The 21,251-nt window shown below is 73.3% G+C and carries 21 protein-coding genes; 13 read left to right on the top strand and 8 right to left on the bottom strand.

Going from position 1 to position 21,251, the window contains the following annotated elements; all coding sequences use genetic code 11:
- Window positions 1–47: 47 nt before the first annotated feature.
- Complete coding sequence (locus OEB99_RS10050; RefSeq protein WP_263509915.1) at window positions 48–524, bottom strand: hypothetical protein; 477 nt, start codon at window positions 522–524, stop codon at window positions 48–50.
- A gap of 376 nt (window positions 525–900) precedes the next feature.
- On the opposite strand from OEB99_RS10050, the gene OEB99_RS10045 reads away from it, so the two are divergent.
- The 4 genes from OEB99_RS10045 to OEB99_RS10030 all read left to right on the top strand — a co-directional run bounded on the left by OEB99_RS10045 (window position 901) and on the right by OEB99_RS10030 (window position 4,264).
- Window positions 901–1,218, top strand: coding sequence for a rhodanese-like domain-containing protein (locus OEB99_RS10045; protein ID WP_263509914.1), 318 nt, complete (start codon window positions 901–903; stop codon window positions 1,216–1,218).
- Between the two features lie 10 nt (window positions 1,219–1,228).
- Window positions 1,229–2,587, top strand: a complete 1,359-nt coding sequence (locus OEB99_RS10040; RefSeq protein WP_263509913.1) for an MBL fold metallo-hydrolase — start codon at window positions 1,229–1,231, stop codon at window positions 2,585–2,587.
- A 45-nt stretch (window positions 2,588–2,632) separates the two neighbouring features.
- Window positions 2,633–2,953 carry a hypothetical protein gene (locus OEB99_RS10035; RefSeq protein ID WP_263509912.1) on the top strand — a complete coding sequence of 107 codons (321 nt, stop codon included), beginning with the start codon at window positions 2,633–2,635 and terminating at the stop codon, window positions 2,951–2,953.
- Window positions 2,954–3,043: 90 nt separating this feature from the next.
- The gene (locus OEB99_RS10030) at window positions 3,044–4,264 is read left to right on the top strand and encodes an APC family permease (RefSeq protein ID WP_263510121.1); all 1,221 of its coding nucleotides are present in this window, start codon (window positions 3,044–3,046) and stop codon (window positions 4,262–4,264) included.
- Between the two features lie 9 nt (window positions 4,265–4,273).
- Here the strand turns inward: OEB99_RS10030 and OEB99_RS10025 are convergent, their stop codons facing one another.
- From OEB99_RS10025 to OEB99_RS10000, 6 genes are all read right to left on the bottom strand, one after another.
- Window positions 4,274–5,842, bottom strand: coding sequence for a M15 family metallopeptidase (locus OEB99_RS10025; RefSeq protein ID WP_263509911.1), 1,569 nt, complete (start codon window positions 5,840–5,842; stop codon window positions 4,274–4,276).
- 201 nt (window positions 5,843–6,043) lie between these two features.
- Window positions 6,044–8,860 carry a vitamin B12-dependent ribonucleotide reductase gene (locus OEB99_RS10020; RefSeq protein WP_263509910.1) on the bottom strand — a complete coding sequence of 939 codons (2,817 nt, stop codon included), beginning with the start codon at window positions 8,858–8,860 and terminating at the stop codon, window positions 6,044–6,046.
- Between the two features lie 469 nt (window positions 8,861–9,329).
- Window positions 9,330–10,187 carry an ECF transporter S component gene (locus OEB99_RS10015; protein ID WP_263509909.1) on the bottom strand — a complete coding sequence of 286 codons (858 nt, stop codon included), beginning with the start codon at window positions 10,185–10,187 and terminating at the stop codon, window positions 9,330–9,332.
- Complete coding sequence (locus tag OEB99_RS10010; protein WP_263509908.1) at window positions 10,184–11,812, bottom strand: ABC transporter ATP-binding protein; 1,629 nt, start codon at window positions 11,810–11,812, stop codon at window positions 10,184–10,186. The genes OEB99_RS10015 and OEB99_RS10010 overlap by 4 nt, the downstream gene beginning before the upstream one ends.
- Window positions 11,809–12,798: a CbiQ family ECF transporter T component gene (locus OEB99_RS10005; protein ID WP_263509907.1), complete on the bottom strand. Its 990-nt coding sequence runs from the start codon at window positions 12,796–12,798 to the stop codon at window positions 11,809–11,811. Before OEB99_RS10005 ends, OEB99_RS10010 begins: the two co-directional genes overlap by 4 nt.
- Before the next feature lies 1 nt (window position 12,799).
- Complete coding sequence (locus OEB99_RS10000) at window positions 12,800–13,465, bottom strand: hypothetical protein (RefSeq protein ID WP_263509906.1); 666 nt, start codon at window positions 13,463–13,465, stop codon at window positions 12,800–12,802.
- A gap of 283 nt (window positions 13,466–13,748) precedes the next feature.
- On the opposite strand from OEB99_RS10000, the gene OEB99_RS09995 reads away from it, so the two are divergent.
- The 3 genes from OEB99_RS09995 to OEB99_RS09985 all read left to right on the top strand — a co-directional run bounded on the left by OEB99_RS09995 (window position 13,749) and on the right by OEB99_RS09985 (window position 16,104).
- On the top strand, window positions 13,749–14,294 hold the full coding sequence (locus OEB99_RS09995) for a cob(I)yrinic acid a,c-diamide adenosyltransferase (RefSeq protein ID WP_263509905.1): 546 nt from the start codon (window positions 13,749–13,751) through the stop codon (window positions 14,292–14,294).
- A gap of 51 nt (window positions 14,295–14,345) precedes the next feature.
- Window positions 14,346–14,978: a PilZ domain-containing protein gene (locus OEB99_RS09990; protein ID WP_263509904.1), complete on the top strand. Its 633-nt coding sequence runs from the start codon at window positions 14,346–14,348 to the stop codon at window positions 14,976–14,978.
- Window positions 14,979–15,051: 73 nt separating this feature from the next.
- Window positions 15,052–16,104, top strand: a complete 1,053-nt coding sequence (locus tag OEB99_RS09985) for a threonine aldolase family protein (protein ID WP_263510120.1) — start codon at window positions 15,052–15,054, stop codon at window positions 16,102–16,104.
- Window positions 16,105–16,143: 39 nt separating this feature from the next.
- Here OEB99_RS09985 and OEB99_RS09980 read toward each other — a convergent pair whose 3' ends face one another.
- Window positions 16,144–17,187: an App1 family protein phosphatidate phosphatase gene (locus OEB99_RS09980; protein WP_263509903.1), complete on the bottom strand. Its 1,044-nt coding sequence runs from the start codon at window positions 17,185–17,187 to the stop codon at window positions 16,144–16,146.
- A 134-nt stretch (window positions 17,188–17,321) separates the two neighbouring features.
- Between OEB99_RS09980 and OEB99_RS09975 the strand changes: the two genes are divergently transcribed.
- Genes OEB99_RS09975 through ftsR form a run of 6 tightly spaced genes read left to right on the top strand, consistent with a single transcriptional unit; the run spans window position 17,322 to window position 21,205 of the window.
- Window positions 17,322–17,897: a CDP-alcohol phosphatidyltransferase family protein gene (locus OEB99_RS09975; protein WP_263509902.1), complete on the top strand. Its 576-nt coding sequence runs from the start codon at window positions 17,322–17,324 to the stop codon at window positions 17,895–17,897.
- Window positions 17,894–18,742, top strand: coding sequence for a DUF881 domain-containing protein (locus OEB99_RS09970; protein ID WP_263509901.1), 849 nt, complete (start codon window positions 17,894–17,896; stop codon window positions 18,740–18,742). The genes OEB99_RS09975 and OEB99_RS09970 overlap by 4 nt, the downstream gene beginning before the upstream one ends.
- Entirely contained in the window at window positions 18,739–19,071 is a 333-nt protein-coding gene (locus OEB99_RS09965) for a small basic family protein (protein WP_263509900.1), read from the top strand. The genes OEB99_RS09970 and OEB99_RS09965 overlap by 4 nt, the downstream gene beginning before the upstream one ends.
- Before the next feature lies 1 nt (window position 19,072).
- Window positions 19,073–19,906: a DUF881 domain-containing protein gene (locus OEB99_RS09960; RefSeq protein WP_263509899.1), complete on the top strand. Its 834-nt coding sequence runs from the start codon at window positions 19,073–19,075 to the stop codon at window positions 19,904–19,906.
- 49 nt (window positions 19,907–19,955) lie between these two features.
- On the top strand, window positions 19,956–20,414 hold the full coding sequence (locus OEB99_RS09955; RefSeq protein ID WP_411910683.1) for an FHA domain-containing protein: 459 nt from the start codon (window positions 19,956–19,958) through the stop codon (window positions 20,412–20,414).
- Window positions 20,411–21,205 (top strand): transcriptional regulator FtsR, encoded by a 795-nt coding sequence (gene ftsR, locus OEB99_RS09950; RefSeq protein WP_263509898.1) that lies wholly within the window; start codon window positions 20,411–20,413, stop codon window positions 21,203–21,205. The genes OEB99_RS09955 and ftsR overlap by 4 nt, the downstream gene beginning before the upstream one ends.
- Window positions 21,206–21,251 lie beyond the last annotated feature (46 nt).

Below are 21,251 nucleotides of genomic sequence, written 5' to 3'. Positions count from 1 at the left end.
GGCGCGGCATGAAGCCCAGCGACGACTGGCGGTCCGGCCCGGCCCGGTCACGACCGCCGGTCGTCGCTGCGCGTCCGGCGAGTGTCGGGTCCGTTGGGCCGCGGCACCAGCGGTACGTCCTTCGGCGACCGCACCTGGGCTGGGCCGGGGTGCGGACGTGCGGCCAGGACCGCACGGAGCAGCGCATGGACCTCGGCCGAGGTCGGGGTGCGTCCGGCGAGCCACACCAGTGAGGCCTGTGCGTCCGCGACGAGCGCCCAGCGCGGGTCGGTGCCGCGGGCACGGGGGCCGGCGTGGCGCGCTGCCGCCGCGATCTCTCGCACGTAGCCGGCGACCGAGGCGTGGCGCTCGGGGCCGGCGGCCGGGGAGTCCGGACGGTGCAGGTCGTGGTCGGCGAGCAGCATGACGAGCGCCGTGTGCGTGCCGAACTCCGAGGAGTCCAGGACGGCGCGCACCTGACCGGCGCTGTGCCTGGACTCGAGCATCGCGAGGACGAGGTCCTCGCGCGGGCTGTTGCGATCCATCGACGTACTGCCTCTCCGCGCTCCGGGCGGGGGGATGGTCCCGAGCGCGCCTGAGGACGTGGTCCACGCCCTCCACCTCCAGTGTCCGGCCTGGCGAGGGCCACACCGGCCAGGGGAGCGGGTGAAAGGGCCCCGGCGCCCCTATACCGCACTCGAACGGCTCTGGTCCTCGTGCAGACGGGTGAAACCTGCGCGCGAGGCCGCGCGGCCGGTGTTCCTCCGTCGCTGCCGGGTACCCGGAGCTGCCCTGGCCGCTCGGGTGCCTCGGGAGTCCGCCAGGCCCGCCGCCCGGGATGCGGAACAAAGTCACGATGGGCAGAGTTAGGTGTTGCATACCCCGGGGGGTATCCAAACGACGACGACATCTGGAGGAACGGTGCGGGAGATCGACATCACGGGCTTCGCCGAGGTCCACGCCGCGGGCGGGTACGTCCTCGACGTCCGGGAGCCAGGGGAGTACGTGGCCGGTCACGTCCCCGGGGCCGTGCTCGTCCCGATGAGCCAGCTCGGGCAGCGGGTCGCCGAGCTGCCGACGGACGGACGGATCCACGTCATCTGTGCGAGCGGCAACCGGAGCCTCGTGGTCACCGACGCGCTCCAGCGGGCCGGCTACGACGCGGTCTCGGTCGCGGGTGGCACCAACGGGTGGCGGATGGCCGGACGCTCGGTCGTCACCGGCATGGACGCGCGCTGAGGAGGCGACGATGACCCCGACGGTACTGACCCTGGACACCCCGTCGCTCGGGGACCGCAGCTACCTGGTGCACGACGGCCGGGTCGCGTTCGTGATCGATCCGCAGCGTGACATCGACCGCGTCCTCGACCTCGCGGATCGCGTGGGCGTGCAGATCACGCACGTCTTCGAGACGCACATCCACAACGACTACGTCACCGGCGGCTACGCACTCGCGGAGCGCACGGGAGCGGCGTACCACGTCAACGCCGACGACCAGGTCTCCTTCGAGCGGGTCCCGACCCGCGACGGCGACGTCGTGCCGGTGGGCGACGAGATGGTCGTGCGCGTCGTGCACACCCCGGGTCACACGTTCACGCACCTGTCGTACGTGCTCGAGGGCGAGACGCCGATGGTCTTCTCGGGTGGATCGCTGCTGTACGGCTCGACCGGACGCCCCGACCTGCTCGGCATGGCCCACGCCTCGACCCTCGCGCACCACCAGTTCCACTCGGCGCACCGGCTGGCGGCCCTGCCCGACGTCACCCAGGTGATGCCGACCCACGGCTTCGGAAGCTTCTGCTCGGCGACGGCGACCACCGAGGGCGCCACCGGATCCACGATCGCCCAGGAGCGCCGGTTCAACCCCGCGCTCACGCAGGACGAGGAGACGTTCGTCGAGACGATCCTCGCGGGTCTGGACGACTACCCGGCGTACTACGTGCACATGGCGCCGCGGAACGTCGACGGGCCGGTCGAGCCGGATCTGTCGCTCCCGAGCCTCGCGGACAAGGCCGAGCTGCGCCGCCGCCTCGAGGCGGGGGAGTGGGTGGTCGACCTGCGCACCCGGACGGCGTTCGCCGCGGGCCACGTGCCCGGGACGATCAACATCGGTCTGGACGGTCAGTTCTCGACCTACCTGGGTTGGCTCATCCCGTGGGGCACGCCGCTCACGCTGCTCGGCGCGACGCCGGAGGAGGTTGCCGAGGCTCAGCGCGAGCTCGTCCGGATCGGGATCGACCGACCGGCCGCGGCCGCGACCGGCCGACCGGAGGACTGGACCGACGGGCCGATCGGGACCCAGGTCCGCGCGACCTTCGCCGATCTGGCCCAGGTGCGCCACCACCGGCCGGTCGTCGTGCTCGACGTCCGGCGTGGCTCGGAGTGGCGCGCCGGGCACGTCGACGGCGCCGTGAACATCCCGCTGCACCAGCTGATCGAGCGGATCGACGACGTGCCGCCGGGTGAGGTCTGGGTGCACTGTGCGGCCGGGTACCGCGCGTCGATGGCCGCCTCGATCCTCACCGCGCGCGGGCGCCAGGTGGTCCACGTGGACGACTCGTACGCCATGTCGGCCGCCGGCTCCGGTCTGCAGCTCGTCGCCGTCTGACCGGCGGATCTGGTCGCTCGAACAGGTGTTCGATACGCTGGGCGGGTGGAGCCACGTCGCGTCGTCAACCGTGAGCAGCCGGCGAACGCTCCGGTCGCGCCGATGGGCGACGTGCCGGTGATCGTGCGTCTGGTCTGGTCGGACGGCCTCGAGGAGTGGCGCCCCGCGCGCGCGATCCGGTGGACCCGTTCCCACGTCATGGTCGGCTGGCGTCCCGAGCATGTCGGCTCGGCGCCGTCGCCCGCCGCGGAGCAGTGGGCATGGTTGCGGGCCGGGGACGTGATGCGCTCGGTGAGCTGGTTCGTGACCCCGGCACGGACGCCACCGGTTCGGACATCACCGGTCCGCACGCCCGGGTCGCACTGACCGTCCGTGCCGGGCCCGGAGAGCCCAGCGCGGGGCCGGGTGGCGCGCGCGACGTGGCGACGCGAGGATCGGCGCGTGGCCGGACAGGGGATGCGCCTGGCGAGGCGGTTGGGCCTGTTCGACGCGGTCGTGATCGGTCTGGGTTCGATGCTCGGGGCCGGGGTGTTCGTGGCGTTCGCACCCGCAGCTGCGGCTGCGGGCCGCTGGTTGCTGGCCGGCCTGGCCGTGGCGTCGGGTGTGGCCTGGGCGAACGCGATGTCGTCCGCGCGGCTCGCGGCCCTGATGCCGGCGGCGGGTGGCTCCTACCTCTACGGACGCACGGTGCTCGGCGAGTGGTGGGGCTTCCTCGCGGGCTGGGGCTTCGTGGTGGGAAAGGCCGCCAGCGCGGCGGCGATGGCATTGGCGGTCGCCGCGTACCTGGTGCCCGCTCCGTGGACCCGGCCGGTGGCAGGTCTGGTGGCGGCGGCGGCGATCGCGCTCGGGTACCGAGGTGTGACCCGCACGGCCCGCGCCGCCGCGGTGCTCGTCGTGATCGTCCTCGCGGGCCTCGCGACCGTGGTGGGCGGCGCAGCCGCGGCCGGTCTGCTCGAGTCGTCCCAGGCCTGGTCAGCGGGCGGGAGCCCGATGGGCGTCCTCGGTGCTGCCGGGCTGCTGTTCTTCGCGTTCGCCGGGTACGCGCGCGTCGCGACCCTCGGCGAGGAGGTCCGCGACCCGGCCAGGACCATCCCGCGCGCGATCGCGATCGCCCTGCTGATCGTGGTGGCTGTGTACGGCGCCGTCGGCGCCGCGCTCCTGGCCGGGCTCGGCCCGGAGGCGCTGGCGCGGTCCACGGCACCGGTCGCAGACCTTGCCGCGTCGGTGGGGCCCGGCATCGGCGCCGTGGCTCGGGTTGCCGCCGTGGCGGGCGCGACCGGTGCGCTCCTCGCCCTCCTGGCAGGCCTCGCGCGCACCGTCCTCGCGATGGCGCGCGAGGGAGACCTCCCTCGACGGCTGGACGCTGTGCATCCGGTGCACGGCACGCCCTATCGTGCCGAGCTCGCGGTGGGCGTCGTGGTCGTCGGGTTGACGCTCGCCACGGACCTGCGTGGCGCGATCGGGTTCTCGTCGTTCGGCGTCCTCACCTACTACCTGGTCGCCAACGTCGCGGCCCGGCGGGTCGGCCCGCGCACGCTGCCGACCCTCGGTGCAGTCGGGTGCGGGGTGCTGGTGCTCTCGCTGCCGGTGGCGTCGGTGCTGACCGGAGGCGGCGTTCTCCTGGTGGGCCTGGCGGGCAGGGCCGTGGTGGTGCGACGCCGAGCCTCCGCCGGGTGAGAGCAGGCGTCACGTTCCGGTGTGGAACTCCCAGTGCCACGGCTCGAGCGGCCCGGCGCCGCCCGGGTCCATGTAGGACGGGTGGTGCCAGCCGAAGTCCTCGGCGTGCTCGGTCAGCCACAGGTAGAGCGGGGCGTCGAACTGGCCGAGCTGGCCGGCGCCCGCGAGGTCGATCGCCTGACCACGACCGTGCTGAGAGGTACCGGCGGCGGCGGCGATCTCCTCGCCCTTCTCCTCGACGAGGGCGGCCTGCTCCTCGGCGGTGCGATAGCTCGACACGACCGTGAGCGAGTGCCCGGTGGCCTGGCGGTACGCGGTGTTGAGCTTGTCGAGCGCGGCGGCGGCGTCGCAACGCAGGAGCACGCCGCGCTGGAAGGTGACGCCGCACAGGTACTGGGTCGGGATCTCGCCGTTCGGCGCCGCGTCGGCGGCCGCGACCTTGGCGGAGAAGCTCGCGGCGATCCGCGCTTCCTCCGCGGCGGCAGCGGCCTCCGCAGCGAGCCGGGCCTGCTCCTCGGCCTTGCGCTGCTCGACGACGGCCTGGACCTCGGCGCTCAGGTCGAGGAGCCGTTGAGCGACCTCGACCAGGTGCTCGGAGTCGGACAGCGCGAGGTCGGCGGTCGCGAGCACGGCGGCATCGGCCGACGCGTCGTCAGCCGCGCTCGGGACGGCGCCGGGGTCGGGCGACAGGCCCGGCGCGGGATCGGTGACCTCGCCGACCTCTCCCGCGTCGTCGGTCGCCGAGCCGGTCGGTCGGTCGGTATCGGTGCTCGGTGCGGGCTCGGGGTCCGGGTCGGTGGCGTCGCTGGAGATCGGGGTGGCATCGCCGGTCGCGACGACCAGGGGCGTGGCCGTGGTCGGTTCGGCGCGGGGGATCGTGAGCCCGCGGGAGGCGGACCCCGCGTCGGTCCGCCCGGGGTCGAGCACCACGTCGGCGGCGGCCGGCGCCGGGGTGGACGTGGACGCGTCGGCGACCGAGGCCGCCAGGAGCTCGGTCACGTCGGCGAGCGGCTCGATCGGCGAGACCGCCGGGGGCTCGACGACGACGGGCTCGACGTCCACGGCCGGCAGGGTCTGGAGCGCCGTGTCGAGGGCCGTCTCGGCGTCGGGGGTCTGTTGGAGCAGAGCCGTCAGCTCGGCGAGGGCCGCATCGAGCTCGTCCCGCTCGTCGTCGTCGAGGTACGTGCCGGACGCTGCCGTGAGCTCGTCCGCGGTCTGCACGGCGCCCTCGGCGATCGACCTGGCCTCGGTGCGCCGGTGGGCGAGGTAGGCGGTGGCCTGGGCGCTCAGCCGTGCCGTGCTCGCGGCGTCGTGGCGCTCCTGTGCCTGCTCGGCGGCGAGCGCGGCGGCCCGCTGCTCGACCTGGAGGGCGTCGGCCTGGATCTGCGACAGCGTCACCTGTGCCACGGAGCCGGCGACGAAGCTGGTGGCGGCGATGAGCGCGGCGACCGGCGGGAGCACACGTCCGTGGAGCAGGCCACCACCGGTCCAGAGCACCCGGTCGAGCGTCCCGGCGGCGCCGGTGGGCCGCGGCGCACGGTGCGAACCGCGACGCACGGCGTGTCGGCGCTCGGCCATCCAGGAACTCCTCGGTCGGTGGGCACACTTCTCCCCACCCCTGGATCGGCGTGCGTTCGGACGATGTGAGCGAACCGGTCCGACTCGGGCGCGACATTCACCCGAGCGCCGTAGCCGGGTTGGCGGTCGGGTGACGGCGCAGGCATGCGCGAGGGCCCGGACCCCGTCGGACGGGATCCGGGCCCTCGCGGGTCCGACGACTCAGCTGCAGCCGCTGGTCGAGCCGCAGCCCTCGCACACGTGGCAGGAGCCGGACGGGCGCATCTTGATGCCGCAGTTCATGCACAGCGGGGCATCGGCCTCGCGGCCCTGCAGCAGGTCCATCAGCTCGGCCGACGAGTGCACCTCGCGCGGGGTCTCGGTGCGGACCGCCGGGGCCTCCGCGACCGCGGGAGCCGGTGCCTGGTCGGCGCCGTCGGCCTCGTCGGACTCGAGGGGCTCGTACGAGCCGGTGTCGAGCTGCCGCTGACGCTCCTCGGTGGTGTAGATGCCGAGCGAGGAGCGCGTCTCGAACGGCAGGTAGTCCAGCGCGAGCCGACGGAAGATGTAGTCCATCATCGACTGCGCCATGCGGATGTCCGGGTCGTCGGTCATGCCGGCGGGCTCGAAGCGCATGTTGGTGAACTTCTGCACGTAGGTCTCCAGCGGGACCCCGTACTGCAGCGCCACCGAGATGGCGATCGAGAAGGCGTCCATGACGCCGGCCAGCGTCGACCCCTGCTTGCCGAGCTTGAGGAACAGCTCGCCGAGGCCGTCGCCGGGGTAGGAGCCGGCCGTGATGTACCCGTCGGCGCCACCCACGGTGAACGACGTGGTCACCGACTGGCGCTGGCGCGGCAGTCGCTTGCGCGTGGCGGGCGCCGGGCCGGGAACCTCCGCTGCCGGTGCGGCGGGCGCCTCGGCCTTCTTCGCCTTGGCGTCCGACAGCGGCTGACCGACCTTGCAGTTGTCGCGGTAGATCGCGAGCGCCTTGATGCCCATCGACCAGGCGTCGAAGTAGAGCTTCTCGACCTCCTCGACGGTGGTGGTCTCCGGCATGTTGACGGTCTTGGAGATCGCACCAGAGATGAACGGCTGGACGGCCGACATCATCCGAACGTGACCCATGGGGGAGATGGCACGCTCACCCATCGCGCAGTCGAAGACCTCGTAGTGCTCGGGCTTGAGCGCCGGGGCGCCGATCACGTGGCCGTGCTCGGCGATGTACTCGACGATCGCCTCCGCGGTCTCGGTCGCGTAGCCGAGCTTGGCGAGTGCGCGCGGGATCGTCTGGTTGACGATCTGCATCGAGCCGCCGCCGACGAGCTTCTTGAACTTGACCAGCGAGAAGTCCGGCTCCACGCCGGTGGTGTCGCAGTCCATCATGAAGCCGATGGTCCCGGTCGGGGCCAGCACCGAGGCCTGAGCGTTGCGCCAGCCGTTGCGGGTACCGAGCTTGTTGCCCTCGGCCCACGCCTTGGTGGCCGCCTGGTGGATCTCCGCGTCCATGGTGTGCAGCGTGCGGATGTCGTCGTTCGCGGCGGCGTGCTTGCGCATGACCCGCTGGTGAGCCTGCGCGTTGAGCGCGTAGCCGTCGTACGCGCCCACCACGGCGGCGAGCTCGGCGGAGCGCTTGTAGGCCGTGCCGGTCATCAGCGACGTGATCGACGCGGCGAGCGCACGACCGCCGGCCGAGTCGTAGCCGTGGCCGGTCGCCATGAGCAGCGCACCGAGGTTCGCGTAGCCGATGCCGAGCTGGCGGAACGCACGGGTCGTCTCGGCGATCGGCTCGGTGGGGAAGTCGGCGAACATGATCGAGATGTCCATCGCGGTGATGATCAGCTCGACGGCCTTGACGAACCGGGTGACGTCGAACGTGTCGTCCTCGCGGAGGAAGGCGAGCAGGTTCAGCGACGCGAGGTTGCACGAGGAGTTGTCCAGGTGCATGTACTCCGAGCACGGGTTGGACGCGTTGATCCGGCCCGACTCCGGGCTCGTGTGCCAGGCGTTGATCGTCGAGTCGTACTGGATGCCCGGGTCGGCGCACTCCCACGCAGCCTGGGCGATCTTGCGGAACAGGCCCTTGGCCTCGACGGTCTGCAGGATCTCGCCGGAGTGGCGGGCGCGAAGGCCGAACTCCGTGCCGTCCGCGACGGCCTGCATGAACTCGTCGGAGACGCGGACCGAGTTGTTCGCGTTCTGGTACTGGACCGAGACGATGTCCCGGCCGCCGAGGTCCATGTCGAAGCCGGCGTCGCGCAGCGCGCGGATCTTGTCCTCCTCGCGCGCCTTGGTCTCGACGAACTCCTCGATGTCGGGGTGGTCCACGTCGAGCACGACCATCTTCGCCGCGCGGCGGGTGGCGCCGCCCGACTTGATGGTGCCGGCCGAGGCGTCGGCTCCGCGCATGAACGAGATCGGTCCGGAGGCCGTGCCGCCGGAGGACAGCAGCTCCTTCGACGAGCGGATGCGCGAGAGGTTCAGACCGGCGCCCGAGCCGCCCTTGAAGATCATCCCCTCCTCGCGGTACCAGTTGAGGATCGAGTCCATGGTGTCGTCGACGGACAGGATGAAGCAGGCGCTGACCTGCTGGGCCGACGGCGTGCCCACGTTGAACCACACCGGCGAGTTGAAGCTGAACACCTGGTGCAGCAGCATCCAGGTCAGCTCGTGCTCGAAGACCTCGGCGTCGGCGTCGCTCGCGAAGTAGCCGTACTTGCGGCCCGCGGCGGTGTAGGTGAGCACGACCCGGTCGATGAGCTGGCGGAGGCTGTGCTCGCGCTGCTCGGTGCCGACCGCGCCGCGGAAGTACTTGGTGGTGACGATCGTGGTCGCGTTCATCGACCAGGTGGCGGGGAACTCGACGTTCTTCTGCTCGAAGATCGTCTCGCCGGTCTTCCAGTTGGTCTGGACGACGTCGCGCCGCTCCCACGTGACTTCGTCGTAGGGGTGCGTGCCGGGCGTCGTGAACACCCGCTCGATGGTCAGGCCCTGCCCCTTGCGGCCCGAGCGACGGGCTCCCGCAGACGTCTCCGTCATCTCTGATCCTCCTGTGACTCCGAGGCCCTCGGCGTCGTCGATCCGTTCGTCCTGCCCTGCGTCGCGGCACCGGGCCCGCGTGGCCCGCCGGGGCGGCCTGTGCAGAACCATGTGGGAAACCTGTGGGTTTGGTTGTGAGTGTCCGATATGTTCTGTGGACAACCACACCACAACGTGTGCCGTAACTACATGCGTGTGACCACTATATGTTGTGCCTCCGACATGGTCGACGTCCGATGTCGTCCTACCACCGACGGTAGTCACGGGGACTGACAGAGAAACTGCAGGTGAGCGCCACGGAGGCGTCGCGAGACAGAACCGGCGTCGCAGCATTCGGACGGCGTGTCGCGTTCACGTCGGCGTGTCGCGGGCTTCGCGGGCAGCTGGGCGGAGCGGGCTGCGGACGCGTGCCGCGCGGCCACGCTCTCGGGGCGGTCACGGTCCCGGCGCGGCCGTGGACGTCGTGCGGTCAGCGGCTCGTGTCGCCCGCGCGCTCCGGGGCCGGCAGGAACGCTGCGCGAGTGGCGGTGCGCCGCAGCACCGCCAGCACCGGGGCGCCGACGAGCGCCAGCCCGACGGCCGTCGTCACGGCCCGTCCCAGGTCCCACCCGAGCGATGTCGCGGCCGAGAAGAGCAGGAGCCGTCGCAGGTTCTCGAGCACGGGTGCGCCCGCGACGAACGAGAGGTCGGTGCCGGCACCGAGCGTGTACGGCCAGAACGAGAGGTTCATCGCCACGCCGAACGCGAGCGAGGCCACGGCCCCGTAGGCAGCGAGCATCGTGACCTCGCGCCGCCCACCGACCCGGGAGGGGAGCAGCCCCGCGCCGAGCCCGACCCAGGATGCCGCGAGCATCTGGAACGGCAGCCACGGACCGACCCCCCCGGTCAGGAGCGCCGAGGTCGCGAGCGTGGTGGTCCCGAGCGCGAAGCCGAAGCCCGGGCCCAGCACCCGGCCGCCGAGCACGAGGGCGGCGAACACGAGCTCGATGCCCGCAGCGCCGGCCGACAGCTGCCGCAGCACGGCGCCGACCGCGGAGAGCAGCCCGAGCAGGGCCACCGCCTTGACGTCCATGCCGCCGTCCGCGAGCGCGAGGTGGACCACCAGGAGCAGGCCGGCGAGGACGGCCCCGAGCACCACCGGTGCGTCCGCCGCGTGCGCGAGCCCGGCCTCCGGGGCGACGACGAGCGGCCAGCCGAACGCCGCCAGCCCGACGAGGCTGGCGACCGCGAGCGCGACCCAGGTCGACGTGCGCAGCGGCACGGCGTGGACCCGGGGCGCGCGCAGCACCTCGGTCCGGGACGGGGACGTCCGGACCGCCGTGGTCATCCGGTCACCGCCAACGCGTCGCGGACCTCGTCCACCGTGAGCAGCGGGAGCGGGTGGAGCACCTTGGCGACCTGTGGCGCGAACGTCGGCGACGCGACGAGGACCTCTCGCGCTGGCGCGTCGCTGACCACCGAGCCGTCGGCCAGCACGACGACCCGGTCGGCGCACTGCGCGACGAACTCGACGTCGTGGCTGGACAGGAGCACGCTGCCGCCGGCCCGCGCGTGCTCGGCGAGCAGCCTCGCGAGGACGCGCTTGGCGGCGTAGTCCAGGCCGCGGGTCGGTTCGTCGAGCACGAGAACGGGGGGGCCGGCCGCGAGCTGCACGGCGAGCGCGAGGCCGAGCCGCTGTCCCTCCGAGAGGTCGCGGGGGTGGGCCGCGGCGGGCACGGCGCCGGCGAACCCCGCGAAGAGGGCTGCCGTGGTCCCTGGCGCTGCGTCGGCCTGCGCGTCGCTCGCCGCGAGCTCGGCGGCCACCGACCCGAGGTACAGGAGGTCACCGGGGTCCTGCGGGACGAGCGCGACCCGGCGGCGTGCCTCCCGAGGGTCGAGCACTGCGGGATCGGCGGGCGCCGGGGCCTCGCGCCGCCCGGCGACCAGGACGGTGCCGGCAGCCCGTGGCGCCGCACCCGCCACGGCCCACAGCAGCGAGGACTTGCCGGCGCCGTTGCGCCCCATCACCGCGGTCACCTGGCCGGCGGCTAGCTCGAGGCCGACCCCGCGAACCGCGTGCGTCCCCGGGTAGCGCACGTGCACGTCGTGCGCGGAGAGCAGGGTGGCCGCGCGGGGGACGTGCGGCAGGGGCGGCTCGCTCGCGGCGAGCCGCGCGCGCAGCGGAGCCACCCTGCGTCTGGCGTCGCGCACCGAGAGCGGGACGGGGTCCCAGCCGGCGAGCGCCGCGAGCTCCACCAAGGGTGGGCCGCCCGCGACCCGCACGACGAGCTCGCCCGCGGCTCCCTCGGCCACCGAGCCGTCCGGGCCGACCGCGAGGACCCGGTCGGCGTACTGCACGACCCGTTCGAGGCGATGCTCGGCGAGCAGCACGGTCATGCCGTGGTCGTGCACCAGGCGGGTCAACGCCGCGAGGACGTCGTCCGCGGCCGCCGGATCCAGCGCCGAGGTCGGCTCGTCGAGCACGAGCACTCGGGGGTGGGCGGTGAGCACGGCGCCGATCGCGACGCGCTGCTGCTCGCCGCCCGACAGGTCGCGCAGGGCGCGGTGCCGCAGCGTCACGAGGCCGAGGAGGTCGAGCACCTCTTCCATCCGGGCGCGCATCGCGTCGCTCGGCAGGCCGAGCTGCTCCATCGCGTAGGCGAGCTCCTCCTCGACGGTCTCGGTCACGAAGCCGCGGGCGGGGTCCTGCTGGACGACGCCGACGACGTCGGCGAGGTCCCGCGGTCGATGGTCGCGGGTGTCCCGACCGTCGACGACGACCCGACCGTGCACGGTGCCACCGGTGAAGTGCGGGACGAGCCCGCTGACGGCCCGCAGCAACGTGGACTTGCCGGCGCCGGTGGGCCCGACCACGAGGCACAGCTCGCCCTCGGCGACGGACACGTCGACGTCGCGAAGCGTGGGGGAGGCCTGACCGGGATAGGTGACGCTCACGGCCTCGAGGCGGATCATGCGAGCGCCTCCCGGTAGCGCGCCCCGGGCTCGCGGACCGAGCCCACGACGGCGCCGAGCACAGCCGCTGCGGCGAGCGCGCCGCCCGGGACGCCCGCGGTGGCACCCAGTGCCAGGAGGGCCCCGACGCAGGCCAGGAGCAGGTCCGGCGGCCGCCACCGCGCTGGGCGGTACTGGGTACGACGCGGACCGCGCCCGGCCAGCCCGGCGGCGACGGCACCGAGCAGGACGGCGACGGCCAGACCGGGCAGCCCGTACCGCAGGTCGCCGGTGAGCAGGCCGTACGTCCCGAGGCCGAGGGCGACCAGCGAGCCGAGCAGCAGCGGCGTGACGCGCCGGTCGCGCGGCGCGAGGAGGCGGGCGTAGCCGCGGGTGTCCATCGACGCGGCGAGGGCGAGCGAGCGGTCGAGCGCGTCGGCGAGGACCGGCAGGGCCGTCCCCGCGACCGCCCGTACTCCTCGGGTGGGCAGGCCGCGCAGGCGCCGCGCGCGTCGGGTCGCACCCGCGGCGGCCGAGAGCGAGGGGGCGACCGCGACGGCGATGACGACCGCCGTCGCGAGGTGGTGCAGGGCGGGGGGCAGCAGCGGGAGGAGTCGGGTCGGGGGCGCCGCCGTGGCGGCGGCGCCGATCGCGAGGACCATGACCGCGAGCCGGAGACCGCCGATCACCGCGGACAGGAGCCCACCGGTCGTGATCGGTCCGAGCAGGCTCAGCCCGGGTGCCCAGGACACCTCGAGGGTGGGCAGGTCCACGATCACGGTGCCACCGCCCGGCACCCCGACGAGCACGTGGAAGACCAGCCGGACCACGACGACGGCGAGGGCGAGGGTGAGGTACGCACCGGGCGCCGGACCGCCGCGCCGACGGGCCAGCAGGAGCACGGCGAGCGCGGTGAGCGCGAGCAGGGTCAGCACCGTGGCCGAGCCGGTCCGGCCGGCCAGGACCACGATGCCGAGCGCCCACGCCCACCACGCCGCCGGGTGCACGTCAGACGTCCCGACGCCGCCGGGTCACCAGTGCGGTCGCGACGACGAGGACGACCGCCACGACGAGCGCCACGATGCCGATCACCGGCCATCCGCCGGTGCTGGTGCCACCCTGGTCGGCGACGTCGGTCGTGGCCTCGTTGACCGACGGCTCCTCGCTCGCGCTGGGCGACGCGGCGACGGCGGATGCGGACGCGCTGGGCGACGCGGACGGGTCGTCGGTCGAGGTGGCCACGAGATCGGCGGGTGCGACGTCCGGCGGGGTGCTGCCGTCGCCCCAGCGCCAACCGTCCGCGACGCCCGGCACGGCGGTGTCGGAGCCCTCCATGTAGCTGACCCACTCCCCGTCGGCGACGTACCAGTAGGACCAGTAGGAGCCCTCGAACGTGGCCGGGCAGGGGTCGGGCAGGGCGTCGATCGCGCAGATCAGCCCGGAGCCGTCCCGGGTGTCGGTGAAGCCGGCCTGGTGCAGCGCGTCGGTGCCGGTCGCGGGGGAGTCGTCGGCGCAGCCGACCGAGACGTCCCCATCCAGCTCGGTGGCGTCCACCACCACGGCGACGCCGTCGGGGCAGGTGGTGACGTCCTCGGCGGCCGACGCGGGGAGCGCTGCGGCCAGCGGGAGAAAACTGAGTGCCGCGGCGAGCGCGGCACGGCGGAACTGGAGCACGGTGCCTCTTCCTGAGTGGTCCGTGGACGGACCCCGTGCCCCACGCGGCTGGTGCCGGGACGGGCGCGGGCCCCGTCCCGTTGTCCTCGACGGATGGAGCCTCTCGTCCTGCCCAGGTGCTCCGGCTCGCCGAGCTCGCTCGGCCTACGGTTGCGGGACAGCGCCGGACTTCGACCGGCTTCCCCTGGACCTGCAGGACTGCCACCGGATGGTGACCGGCTCACGGTACCGCACGCGCTCGTGACCCATGGCACGCTGGGCGCACTCGAGGACGGGAGCGGCAGTGCGGGTCTACACGAAGACCGGGGACGACGGCACGACGGGCCGGTTCCTCGGCGGCCGGGTGCCCAAGTCGGACGTGCTGATCGAGGCGAGCGGGGACGTCGACGAGGCGATCGCGGTGCTGGGCGTGGTGCGTGCCGGGTGCGAGGACGAGGCCCTCGCCGAGACCGTCCTCACGCTCCAGCGCGAGCTCTTCGTGGTCGGGGCGGACCTGGCGACCAATCCCGACCACCGCGATCGGCTGCGGCCGGGCGTCTCGCTCGTCACCGAGCAGATGGTCGAGGCGCTCGAGGACCGGATCGACCGGCTGGTCGCCGAACAGCCGCTCCGGCCGGTGTTCGTCGTCCCGGGCTCGGACCTGACGTCGAGCCGGCTGGACCACGCACGGACCGTGGTGCGCCGCTCGGAGCGGCACGTCGTGGCCGCCGAGGAGGCGGGGCACGTGGTCTCGCCCGCGGTGCTGCGGTACCTGAACCGGCTGTCGGACCTGCTGTTCGTGCTCGCGCGCAACGCCGCCGGGGACGTCGAGCCTCCGAGCCACGACTGACCTGGCGGCAATAGCATGGGCGCGCTTGCACACACGTGACGGGAGGGGTCCATGGCACTGGAGGCCGATCCGTGCCAGCTCCGTACCCTTGCGGGCGAGCTGATCGCCCGCGGCTTCGTGCGCTCGCACGAGCACGACGTGCTGGTCGTCGACGCGCAGACCCTCGCCGGCGCGTGGTTCGCGGAGGGTGACGAGGCCGTCGTCGAGGTGCTCAACCCGGACCGCGGTGCGTTGACCTACCACGGCACCGTCGAGTTCGCGGCCGGCAAGCGGGTCGAGATCAGCGGGTTGCGACTGCAGGAGGTCCGCCAGCAGCGTTCGGCGCTGCGCGTGCCGACCGACCTGACCGTGACGGTGCTCGGTCCGATGCCGGAGCCGGCCCCGGACGACGACAACCCGCCATCTGCCCCGTGGGACGCCGCGCTCGTCGACCTCTCTGCCCACGGGCTGCGGATCGTGACCCCGGCAGGTCTCGACCGCGGCTCGCGCTGGCGCGTCCGGTTGGCAGCGCCGCGACGGCCGCTCGAGCTGGTCGTCGAGGTCGTGCGGTCCCACGAGCTACGAGGTCAGACCGCGTACGGCTGCCGGATCGTGGACGCCACCGAGCGCGAGCACGACGAGCTCTTCAGCTGGGTGCTCGACCTGCAGCGCAAGCTCCTCGCCCGCCGCGCACCGATGCGCTGACGCCGGCGGACGCCCGGACCGGGCGATCACACCCGAGCCGGGTGGTCCGGACCAGGCCTCGACCGGTGGCAGGATCGTCGCCGTGCCGCTCCACGACCCGTCGCGACGGGACTTCGCCTCGGACAACTACGCCGGCGTCCACCCGGAGGTCCTCGCGGCCCTCGCCGCGGCCGACGGCGGACACGTGCGCCCCTACGGCGCGGACCCGTACAGCGAGGCACTGACCGCCCGCCTCAGCGCGGAGCTGGGCCGCGAGGTCGAGGTGTTCCCGGTGCTCTCGGGCACCGGGGCGAACGTGGTCGCGCTGTCCTCGATGCTCCCACCGTGGGGTGCTGCGGTGTGCGCGGCGACCGCGCACGTGCACACCGACGAGGGCGGGGCGCCGGAGAAGGTGGCGGGAGTGAAGCTGCTGCCCGTCCACACGCCGGACGCACGGTTGACCCCTGAGCTGATCGCCACCGAGGCCTGGGGCTGGGGCTCCGAGCACCGTGCCCAGCCGCTGGTGGTCACGATCACCCAGTCGACCGAGCTCGGCACGACGTACACGCCCGAGCAGATCGCTGCGGTCACCGAGGTGGCCCATGCCGCCGGCATGCGGGTCCACCTGGACGGCGCCCGGATCGCGAACGCCGCGGCGTTCCTCGACGTGCCGCTACGGGCTCTGACCACCGACGTCGGTGTCGACGTGCTCTCCTTCGGGGGGACCAAGAACGGAGCGATGGCGGCCGAAGCGGTCGTGGTCCTCGACCCGGAGGCCGCGCACGGGCTCCGGTACCTGCGCAAGACCTACCTCCAGCTGGCGTCGAAGACGCGCTTCGTCTCGGCCCAGCTGCTCGCGCTGCTGACCGACGAGCTGTGGCTCCGCTCGGCCCGGCACGCCAACGCGATGGCGCAGCGCCTCGCGGACGGCGTGCGGGACCTTCCCGGCGTCACGGTGCTCCATCCGGTCGAGGCCAACGCGGTCTTCGCCAGGCTCCCGGCCGGGGTGGCGGACCAGGTCCGCGAGCGGTTCGCGTTCTACGACTGGGACGCGACCGGCGGCGAGGTGCGCTGGATGTGTGCGTTCGACACCACGCCCGAGGACGTCGACGCGTTCGTCGCGGCGGTCGCGGACGCGGTTCGCTGACCGAGGCCCGTCGCACCCGGTCCCAGGACCCGGGCCGGGTCAGCTCGCCGGCGGGACGAGTCCCGCGTCGATCAGGCGCAGCAGGATCTCGTGCCCGTCGTCGCCCGCGACCACGAGGGGGGCGTCGTCGGTGGCCACGGCGCGCAGCGGCGACGGGATCCCGTGCGCGAGCACCTGCTCGGCCGGCGTCAACCGTCGGATCGCGACCGCAGTGACCCGACCGGGGTGGTCGGCCACCGCCTCGGCGTACAGGTGCGGGTCGTGCTGCCCGTCGTCACCGATCAGGACGAAGCTGAGCTGAGGCAGCTCGGTCATGAGGCGGCGCAGGGTCTGCCGCTTGTGCTCCCGACCTGACCGGAACCAGCCGGTGTTCGTCGGCCCCCAGTCCGTCAGCAGCAGGGGTCCTGGCGGGTAGCCGTTGCGCTGGAGGAACCGGCGGAGCGCCGGCGCGGTGTTCCACGCGCCGGTGGACAGGTAGAAGACCGGCGGATCGTGGTGAGCGCCCTGCCACCGGCGGAAGAGCTCCGGCATCCCCGGCACGGCGCGCCGGGCGTGCTCGTGGAGCACGAAGGCGTTCCACGCCGCGAGCATCGGCCGGGGGAGGGCCGTGACCATGACGGTGTCGTCGATGTCGCTGACCAGGGCGGTGGCCGGTTCCGGCCCCACCACCAGGACGGGTGCCACGACGGGCGCGTCGACGCCTTCGGGTGCCATCACCACCTCGTGCCAGCCGGGTGCCAGGTCGGCCGGCACGACCGCGTCGAGGTACCCCCCGCGATCCACGACCAGGTGGTGCGTCCGGCCGGAGACCGTCACCTCGACGGCCTGGAACGGCACCTGCACGGAGGCGAAGCTCCGCCAGCCGCGCACCGGACGCTCCGGCTCGTCCCGCTCGGCGACCTCAGCCGACCGGGTGCCGGGCGGAGCCAGGACGGCTCGGGCGAGCACGCGGACCCAGCCCTCGGCGCCGTAGCCGGTGTACGGCTCGATGCGGGGCACCCAGTCGCGTCGGCGCAGCGTGCCCACCAGGCGGTTCACGAGGAGGTCCTCGACGCGCGCCGCCCAGTGGGGTGTGGTGTCCACCCGAGCAGTCTGTCAGCCCGACCTGTGCGGCGCCTCGACGCGCGGTCCCGAGGACGTCGGTTGGTCGGAGGTCCCGGCGACTCGCCGTAGGATCGTCCTTTGACGGGGTCGCCGGACTCGGAGGGTGAAGCACGGTGAGCACCTCCGACGTCGCCGCCAGGCGGGTGGTGACCCTGCCCAACGCGATCAGCCTGCTGCGCCTGATCCTCGTCCCCGTCTTCGCCTGGCTCGCCTTCGCCGGGTACGACGTCGCCGCGCTGATCGTGCTGGCGTTCTCCGGCGCGACCGACTGGCTCGACGGGGTGCTGGCGCGCAAGCTCAACCAGCAGAGCCGGCTCGGCGAGCTGCTCGACCCGGCAGCGGACCGGCTGTTCATCTTCGTGACGCTGCTGGTGCTCGCGATCCGTGACGTGGTCCCGTGGTGGCTGGTCGGTGTCGTCGTCGGCCGGGACGTGCTGCTGGCCGTCGTGCTGGCGGTCCTCATGGCCCGAGGGATCGGTCCGCTGCCGGTGCACTTCGTCGGGAAGGCGGGGACGTTCGCGCTCCTGTACGCCTTCCCCTTGCTGCTTCTCGCGCACGTGGCCGGCACCCTCGGTGACGTGGCCGGAGTCATCGGCTGGGCCTGTGCGTGGTGGGGCATCGGCCTCTACTGGTTGGCCGCAGCGCTGTACCTGGGCCAGGCGTTCCGCGAGCTGAGGGCCCGCAGATGAGCACCTACCGCCGCCCCGACGCCTCGATGAGCCTGCTGAACGACCTGTGGTACCAGCCGGTCGACGGTGACTACGGGCTGGCGAGCCCGCCGCAGCAGAGGTCGCGGCCGGCTGCGCTCGCCCGGTCCGGCATCGTGCTCGTCGTGTCCGTCACGCTCGGCGTCCTGCTGTCCGGCGCGATCTTCGGGCTCCGCGGACCTGCCCAAGCACTGAGGTCCTCGAGGGACCTGCTCATCTCGGAGATCACCGAGCGGACCGACTCGGCCGACCAGCTGGCGCAGACCAACGCCGATCTCGACGCCCAGATCGCCGACCTCCAGGAGCAGGTGCTGGCCGCTCGGCACCCCGAGCTCCTCGCAGAGCTCGATCTCACGGGCACCGTCGCCGGCACGCTGCCCGTGGTGGGACCGGGTCTGGTCGTGGAGCTGACCGACGGGCCGGACGGCGCCGAGGTGCCGGAGGACCGGGTGCAGGACGTCGACCTGCAGCTCGTCGTCAACGGACTGTGGGCCTCGGGCGCCGAGGCGATCGCGGTGAACGGCCAGCGGATCACGTCGCTCAGCGCCATCCGCTCGGCCAGCCAGGTCGTGCTCGTGGACCTGGTGCCGCTGTCCTCGCCCTACACGATCGAGGCGGTCGGCGACCCGGGTTCCCTGCAGAGCACGTTCGCCGCGACCCAGGCGGCGAGCCATCTGGGCCTGCTGTCCAGCGGCTACGGCATCGGCGTGCAGATCCGCAGCGCGCAGGACCTGTCGCTCGCGGGCGTGAGCAGCGCGGTGCTCCGGTACGCGGTCGAGGCCGGTGTGGCATCGTCGACGACGAACGACCAGGAAGGCTCACCATGATCGCCGTCATCGGCCTGCTGCTCGGCGCGATCGCCGGCATCGTCCTCGGGCCGTCGGTGCCGCCGTCGTTGCAGCCCTACCTCCCGATCGCGGTGATCGCTGCGCTCGACGCACTCTTCGGCGCTCTGCGGGCGATCCTCGACGGCACGTTCGACGACCGGGTCTTCCTGGTGTCCTTCCTGTCGAACGTCGTGGTCGCCGCGCTGATCGTCTTCCTCGGTGACCAGCTCGGCGTGGGCACCCAGCTCTCGACGGCCGTCGTGGTCGTGCTCGGCATCCGGATCTTCTCCAACGCGGCGGCGATCCGCCGCCACCTCTTCAAGGCCTGACATGGCAGATCTCCAGCCCGGCAGCACCGAGCACGACGAGGCCCCGCCCGAGGCCTTGCCGGAGGCGCAGGCGGTCCAGCAGCCGTCGTCCCCGGCGGCGGCGTCCGGGTGGACCAAGCTCCGGCGCGGACTGGCGCCCCGGCTCTCCCGCGGCCAGCTCGTCGCGGGCGTGCTGTGCGCGTTGCTCGGCTTCGGGCTCGTCGCCCAGGTTCGTCAGACCAACAGCGACGACCTCGCCGGCCTGAGTCAGGAGGAGCTCGTCCGGTTGTTCGACGAGGTGACGCAACGTACGGACGCGCTCGAGGAGCAGGCCGCGGCGCTGCGGGCGCAGCGCGCGGAGCTCGTGAGCGGTGCGGACAGCGAGCGTGCCGCAGTCGCCGCGGCGGCGCAGCGCGCCGAGGTCCAGGGCATCCTCGCGGGCACGCTGCCCGCGGAGGGCGGCGGGGTCAAGGTCGTCGTCGGCGAGACCGACCAGCGGATCTCGGCCGTGCTCCTGCTGAATCTCATGGAGGAGCTGCGCAACGCCGGTGCGGAGGCGATCCAGGTGGGCGACCGCCGGATCACCGCGTCGAGCTACGTGATCGACACGGTCGACGGCGTGATGGTGGACGGCGTGATGCTCAGTGCGCCCTACGTCTGGCTCGCGATCGGCGATCCCGACACGCTGATCCCCGCGTTGCAGGTGCCCGGCGGTGCGCTGTCGTCGCTCCAGGCCAGGGCGGACGCGACGACGGACGTCGAAGCGGTCGACCACCTGACGATCTCCGTCCTCCGGGACGTCAAGGCGCCGCAGTACGCCACGCCGGCACCGTCGGCTTCACCCACCGGGGACTGACGCCGACGCCCGGCTGCGCATAGGCTGGACGTTCGAGACAGGAGGTCCGATGGACGATCGCGCGTCCGAGCGCCAGTGGGCGGTCGACACCACGATGAGCTTCGGCGAAGGCCTGGTGGGGGACCAGGAGCCGTCGGTCGCGCTCACGCCCGCCGAGCACGCAGCCGTGGCGGCTCTGCCGCCCACGTCGGCGCTGCTCCTGATGCAGCGCGGCCCCAGTGCGGGTGCGCGCTTCCTGCTCGACGCGGAGCGGACGAGCGCCGGCCGCAGCCCCTCCGCGGACATCTTCCTCGACGATGTGACGGTGTCCCGCAAGCACGCCGAGTTCGTGCGCGAGGGAGACGGCTTCGTCGTGCGGGACGTCGGTTCGCTGAACGGGACGTACGTCAACCGCGAGCGGATCGACCAGGCGTTGCTCCGTCCGGGTGATGAGGTGCAGATCGGCAAGTTCCGGATGACGTTCCACCCGAGCCCCGCCCGTCAGCCCGGTTCGGCGGACTCGCAGTGACGACGCGCGACGCCGCGTCGCGTCGCGTGGCGGGGGGCAGCACCGATCGAGTCCAGGCCGACGCCGCCGCGCCCCCGCGGCCGAGCGTGGTGGAGTCCTGGCCGCAGGGGGTCTCGCGTGAGCCGAGCATGCGGATCTCCGACGTGCTTGCCGAGCTCCAGCCGGACTTCCCGGCGTTGAGCCCGTCGAAGCTGCGCTTCCTCGAGGAGCAGGGGCTGGTCGAGCCCCGTCGCACCGCCGGCGGTTACCGCCAGTACAGCCGTGCGGACGTCGAGCGCGTGCGCTACGTGCTCCGCCAGCAGCGTGACCGGTACCTCCCGCTGCGGGTGATCGGGGAGCAGCTCGCCGCGCTGGACCGTGGCGAAGGCAGCGAGCAGGTGGTTCCGCGGCTCGCCACGTCCGACGGTGAGCCGCTTCGGGCAGCCGGCCGGCACACCGTGGAGTCCCTCGCACGCGAGGCGGGCGTGGATCCCGCCCTGGTCACCGGACTCGTCGAGGCGGGAGTCGTGACCCCGGGGGCCGGTGGGCACCTGGACCCGTGGGCGATGGAGATCGTGATCGCCGCGGCAGCACTGGCCGAGCACGGCGTGGAGCCTCGTCACCTGCGGGGCTTCCGCAGCGCGGCCGACCGGCAGGTCGACGTGGTCGACCAGATCGTCGCTCCGCTGCGCGGCCAGCGCCAGGTCGCGGCGCAGGCGCACGCGGCGGCGGTCGCCGCCGAGGTGGGCGAGCTCTGCAGCCGGTTGCACACCGCGCTCGTCCGCGCGGGTGTGGCGCGGCTGTCGCCCTGACCGTCGGCGAGCCGCCCGGCACGAGGTACCGCGCAGGGCCCCGGGG

Origin of the sequence: Actinotalea endophytica (assembly GCF_025717005.1) — a bacterium.
GTDB lineage: Bacteria > Actinomycetota > Actinomycetes > Actinomycetales > Cellulomonadaceae > Actinotalea.
The sequence above is the reverse complement of the archived record's forward strand: the minus strand, read 5'-3'. Positions and strand labels throughout refer to the sequence as shown.

What these genes read in the sequence shown, in the direction of transcription:
- OEB99_RS10050 (WP_263509915.1), bottom strand. Translation starts at nt 524, where the DNA reads ATGGATCGCAACAGCCCGCGCGAGGACCTCGTCCTCGCGATGCTCGAG.
- OEB99_RS10040 (WP_263509913.1), top strand. Translation starts at nt 1,229, where the DNA reads ATGACCCCGACGGTACTGACCCTGGACACCCCGTCGCTCGGGGACCGC.
- OEB99_RS10030 (WP_263510121.1), top strand. Translation starts at nt 3,044, where the DNA reads ATGCGCCTGGCGAGGCGGTTGGGCCTGTTCGACGCGGTCGTGATCGGT.
- OEB99_RS10025 (WP_263509911.1), bottom strand. Translation starts at nt 5,842, where the DNA reads ATGGCCGAGCGCCGACACGCCGTGCGTCGCGGTTCGCACCGTGCGCCG.
- OEB99_RS10020 (WP_263509910.1), bottom strand. Translation starts at nt 8,860, where the DNA reads ATGACGGAGACGTCTGCGGGAGCCCGTCGCTCGGGCCGCAAGGGGCAG.
- OEB99_RS10015 (WP_263509909.1), bottom strand. Translation starts at nt 10,187, where the DNA reads ATGACCACGGCGGTCCGGACGTCCCCGTCCCGGACCGAGGTGCTGCGC.
- OEB99_RS10010 (WP_263509908.1), bottom strand. Translation starts at nt 11,812, where the DNA reads ATGATCCGCCTCGAGGCCGTGAGCGTCACCTATCCCGGTCAGGCCTCC.
- OEB99_RS09990 (WP_263509904.1), top strand. Translation starts at nt 14,346, where the DNA reads ATGGCACTGGAGGCCGATCCGTGCCAGCTCCGTACCCTTGCGGGCGAG.
- OEB99_RS09970 (WP_263509901.1), top strand. Translation starts at nt 17,894, where the DNA reads ATGAGCACCTACCGCCGCCCCGACGCCTCGATGAGCCTGCTGAACGAC.
- OEB99_RS09965 (WP_263509900.1), top strand. Translation starts at nt 18,739, where the DNA reads ATGATCGCCGTCATCGGCCTGCTGCTCGGCGCGATCGCCGGCATCGTC.
- OEB99_RS09960 (WP_263509899.1), top strand. Translation starts at nt 19,073, where the DNA reads ATGGCAGATCTCCAGCCCGGCAGCACCGAGCACGACGAGGCCCCGCCC.
- OEB99_RS09955 (WP_411910683.1), top strand. Translation starts at nt 19,956, where the DNA reads ATGGACGATCGCGCGTCCGAGCGCCAGTGGGCGGTCGACACCACGATG.